Consider the following 3,987-nt stretch of genomic DNA (forward strand, 5'->3'; position numbering starts at 1 on the left):
GGATCGTGTCACCTAGAAAAACGGCTTCCTCGAAAACAACTTCAGCGCGTGAGCCAGCGATCCATCCCGCAAGCCTACACAAGCCATGACTTTCGCCTACATCATTGTCGACATGAAGATCACCGACCCCGAGCCGTCCAAGCAGTACATGGCGGCCGCGCCCGCCGCAGTTGCAGCCGCTGGGGGTGAATACCTGGTACGCGGTGGTAAGTTTGAGGCGCTGGAAGGCACCTGGCAACCTGCACGCGTCGCCATGCTGCGCTTTCCCAGCTACGAGAAGGCCAAGGCCTTTTATGACGACGAAATGTACCGCGCCGCACGTGCCAAGCGTGCTGGCGCCACCGAGTTTTTCAATATGGTCCTGGTCGAAGGCGTTGCCGCCCCGGTCTGATCCCCTCTCTACAAAAAAAGGAACCTAATGAGCGCAATTGTTGATATCGTCGGCCGCGAAATTCTCGACAGCCGTGGCAACCCTACCGTTGAGTGCGACGTGCTGCTGGAGTCCGGCGTCATGGGCCGTGCTGCAGTGCCTTCGGGCGCGTCCACCGGTTCGCGTGAAGCCATTGAGCTGCGCGACGGCGACAAGTCGCGCTACCTCGGCAAGGGCGTGCTCAAGGCCGTCGAACACATCAACACCGAAATCTCCGAAGCCGTGCTGGGCCTGGACGCCAGCGAACAGGCCTTCCTGGACCGCACACTGATTGACCTGGACGGCACCGACAACAAATCGCGCCTGGGCGCCAACGCCACGCTGGCTGTCAGCATGGCCGTGGCACGCGCAGCGGCTGAAGAAGCCGGCCTGCCCCTGTATCGTTATTTCGGTGGCAGCGGCGCCATGCAAATGCCTGTTCCCATGATGAACGTGGTGAATGGTGGCGCGCATGCCAACAACAACCTGGACCTGCAGGAGCTGATGATCATTCCTGTCGGCGCGCCCAGCTTTCGCGAAGCCGTGCGTTACGGTGCTGAAGTGTTTCATGCCCTCAAGAAAATTCTGCACGACAAGGGCATGAGCGTGGCCGTCGGCGACGAAGGCGGCTTTGCCCCCAATGTGGCCAACCATGAAGCTGCGATCCAGATGATCCTGGAAGCCATCGACGCCGCCGGTTATGTGGCCGGTGAACAAATCGCCCTGGGCCTCGATTGCGCAGCATCGGAGTTTTACAAGGACGGCAAATACGTCCTGGGCGCGGAAGGCCTGAGCCTGGATGCCACCGAGTGGACCAACATCCTGGCCACCTGGGTCGACAAATACCCCATCATCAGCATCGAAGACGGCATGGCCGAAGGCGACTGGGACGGCTGGAAGACCCTGACCGAGCGTCTGGGCAAAAAGGTGCAGCTGGTCGGCGACGACCTGTTCGTCACCAACACCAAGATCCTCAAAGAAGGCATCGACAAGCAGATTGCCAACTCCATCCTGATCAAGATCAACCAGATCGGCACCCTGACCGAAACCTTTGCCGCCATCGAGATGGCCAAGCGCGCCGGCTACACCGCCGTCATCAGCCATCGCTCGGGCGAAACCGAAGACTCCACGATTGCCGACATCGCCGTGGGCACCAATGCCGGCCAGATCAAGACGGGCTCGCTCTCGCGCTCGGACCGCATGGCGAAATACAACCAGTTGCTGCGCATCGAAGAAGACCTGGGTGACATCGCCACCTACCCGGGCCGCGCGGCCTTCTATAACCTCCGGTAAATGGCCCCCACGCTCGTCGCTTCGCGTACTTCGCTGCCCCCCGGGGGGGTGCGTTTTTTCTTGGTGCGGCCCGGCGAAAAAACCCTGCCCTTTAATCATCACGCTCAAGCATAGGCATGGGAAACCGGCTCGTTCCCGCCATCCTGATTGCGCTCCTGGCCATATTCCACGCGCAACTCTGGATTGGCCGGGGCAGCATTCCCAGCGTGCGCGACATGCAGCACCGGCTGACCGAACAACTCGCCAAAAACACCCAGGCACAGGCCGCCAATGACCAGCTCGCTGCAGAAGTCCGGGACCTCAAGGAAGGCCTCGAAATGGTCGAAGAAAAAGCCCGGATCGAACTCGGCATGGTCAAGCCGAATGAAATCTTCGTGCAGGTGACCAAGTAAGCCCTGGCATCCATCCTGCGAAAGTGCCCGTGTTGAAAATTGCCGTTACCGGCGCTCCACTTACCGGAAAGAGACAGCTTGCCGCTGCGCTGGACAACGCCCTGAAAATCTCGGGGCACGAAGCCACCGTAGCCGTGACTGATGCCGCCCCCCTTCCTGCCGACCTCCCCAGCTTTGGGCTGACGCTGCTCATGGGACTGGAAGAAGCGCCATTGCAAGCGGCCAAAACGGCCGATGAATGCCGGCACCTTCAACACAACGCCGACCAATCGATTCGTGCAGCCCTGTCGCAAGCGGGCATTCCCTATCGCGTCATGTACGGGACCGCGGAGCAGCGCCTTACCCGGGCGCTGGAGGCCGCGCAAAGCCTGCGGCCCCGTGCTCCAGCTTTCACCCGAAGCACGCCCGGTGCAATACCAAGCCCCCAAAAAAGCAAGAAGGCCTGGGTGTGGGTCTGCGAAAAGTGCAGCGATCCTGCTTGTGAGCACCGCCTGCTCAGCGACCTGCTGGCGGAGCGCGCTGCAGCAACCGCTTGAGGCATTGCCCTGCCGCAGCGCGGCCCACGAAACTATTGCACGGTGGACGTGGGTGGCTGCTGGTTGGTCTGGCTGGTGAAAAGCTGCGCCGCATCCACCGGGTCAAACTCATACTGTGCGCCGCAAAATTCGCACCCGACCGCGACCTTGCCGCGTTCGGAAATGATGCTTTCGATTTCGTCTGTACCAAGGCTGCGCAGCATGTTGCCCACACGGTCGCGCGAACAGCTGCAGGCAAAACTGGGGGTGGCGGGTTCAAACCGGGTAACCTGCTCTTCCCAGAAAAGGCGGCGCAGGATCGTGTCGGCATCGAGGGTTAAAAGCTCTTCGCGTTTGAGCGTGCCGGCCAGCATGGCAATGCGTTTGTAGTCTTCATTGACGCCGATCTGGTCTTCATTGGCGTCCCGGTCGATCTGGCCTTCAAGGTTCCCCTGGCCTTTGACCGGCAGCCGCTGGATCAGCAGACCGGTAGCCACCTTGCCGTCGGCTGCAAGAATCAGCTTGGTGTCGAGCTGCTCACTTTGCAGCATGTAATGCTCAAGCACTTCCGCCAGGTTCTCAATCTTCTCGCGCTGGTCGCCAAAAAGCGGCACCACACCCTGGTAGGCCTGCTGCCCCGGCAGCTTGTCCTTGGGGTCCAGCGTGATCGCGCAGCGGCCCTGATTGCTTACGTTGACCAGCTGGCTCAGTGAGCTGCCCGCATCGACCGTACCCGTCACCGTGGCGGTGGCGCGCAAGCTCAGGTCGGGCTGCACTTCGGCCACGGCCAGCTTGACCGGGCCGTCGCCGAAGATTTGAAGAATCAGCGCACCGTTGAACTTGATGTTGCTCTGCATCAGCGCACCTGCGGCGGTCATTTCTCCCAGCAGCTGCATGACCTCGGCCGGGTAGCCGCCGGCCGCCTGTCTGCGTTTGAGGATTTCCTGCCAGGAATCGGTCAGGCGGACCAGCATGCCGCGAACCGGCAGGCCTTCAAAGATGAATTTATGCAACTCAGACATTAAACAGGCCCCCACGGTCGCTCACTTCGTGTAGCTCCCTGCCCCCCGAGGGGGCCGCTGCGCCTGCGGCCCGGCGAAGCCGGTTCCGCGGCCCCTGCTTGAAGGGGAGCCCTGACGTTAACGCTCTGCATGTATTTGGTGGTTTGGTCATTGGGTGTTCAGGCGATTTTCTTGAGTCCGGCCTTGTAGCGCTGGGCATTCTCTATATAGTGCTTCGCGATCATTTTTAAACCCTCGATCTGCTCGGGGGAAAGCTGCCTCACCGCCTTGGCGGGGCTGCCGATGATCAGGGAGCCGTCCGGGAATTCCTTGCCTTCGGTGACCACGGAGCCCGCGCCTACCAGGCAGTTCTTGCC

Annotated in this window: 6 protein-coding genes; 4 read left to right on the forward strand and 2 right to left on the reverse strand. The window is 61.1% G+C overall.

Annotated elements, in window-relative coordinates:
- Window positions 1-85 precede the first annotated feature (85 nt).
- The 4 genes from AC1D1X_RS17545 (at window position 86) to AC1D1X_RS17560 (ending at window position 2,630) form a co-directional block, all read left to right on the forward strand.
- A complete protein-coding gene (locus AC1D1X_RS17545; protein ID WP_477698768.1) occupies window positions 86-391 on the forward strand; it encodes a DUF1330 domain-containing protein in 306 nt (101 codons plus the stop codon).
- Window positions 392-418: 27 nt separating this feature from the next.
- Entirely contained in the window at window positions 419-1,702 is a 1,284-nt protein-coding gene (eno, locus tag AC1D1X_RS17550; protein ID WP_477671127.1) for a phosphopyruvate hydratase, read from the forward strand.
- A 116-nt stretch (window positions 1,703-1,818) separates the two neighbouring features.
- The gene (locus AC1D1X_RS17555) at window positions 1,819-2,094 is read left to right on the forward strand and encodes a septum formation initiator family protein (protein ID WP_477671128.1); all 276 of its coding nucleotides are present in this window, start codon (window positions 1,819-1,821) and stop codon (window positions 2,092-2,094) included.
- Window positions 2,095-2,126: 32 nt separating this feature from the next.
- Entirely contained in the window at window positions 2,127-2,630 is a 504-nt protein-coding gene (locus tag AC1D1X_RS17560) for a hypothetical protein (RefSeq protein ID WP_477698769.1), read from the forward strand.
- 32 nt (window positions 2,631-2,662) lie between these two features.
- On the opposite strand, the gene hslO is transcribed toward AC1D1X_RS17560, so the two are convergent.
- Together hslO and AC1D1X_RS17570 are read right to left on the reverse strand one after the other, a co-directional pair.
- Complete coding sequence (gene hslO / locus AC1D1X_RS17565; RefSeq protein WP_477646843.1) at window positions 2,663-3,631, reverse strand: Hsp33 family molecular chaperone HslO; 969 nt, start codon at window positions 3,629-3,631, stop codon at window positions 2,663-2,665.
- Between the two features lie 158 nt (window positions 3,632-3,789).
- Window positions 3,790-3,987, reverse strand: a 198-nt coding sequence (locus AC1D1X_RS17570; protein ID WP_477698770.1) for a gamma carbonic anhydrase family protein, incomplete at its 5' end; no start/stop codon positions are given.

Source organism: Polaromonas sp. P1_G4, assembly GCF_056405475.1.

Coding starts and splice junctions, on each gene's coding strand:
- AC1D1X_RS17545 (WP_477698768.1), top strand. CDS start 86: ATGACTTTCGCCTACATCATTGTCGACATGAAGATCACCGACCCCGAG.
- eno (WP_477671127.1), top strand. CDS start 419: ATGAGCGCAATTGTTGATATCGTCGGCCGCGAAATTCTCGACAGCCGT.
- AC1D1X_RS17555 (WP_477671128.1), top strand. CDS start 1,819: ATGGGAAACCGGCTCGTTCCCGCCATCCTGATTGCGCTCCTGGCCATA.
- hslO (WP_477646843.1), bottom strand. CDS start 3,631: ATGTCTGAGTTGCATAAATTCATCTTTGAAGGCCTGCCGGTTCGCGGC.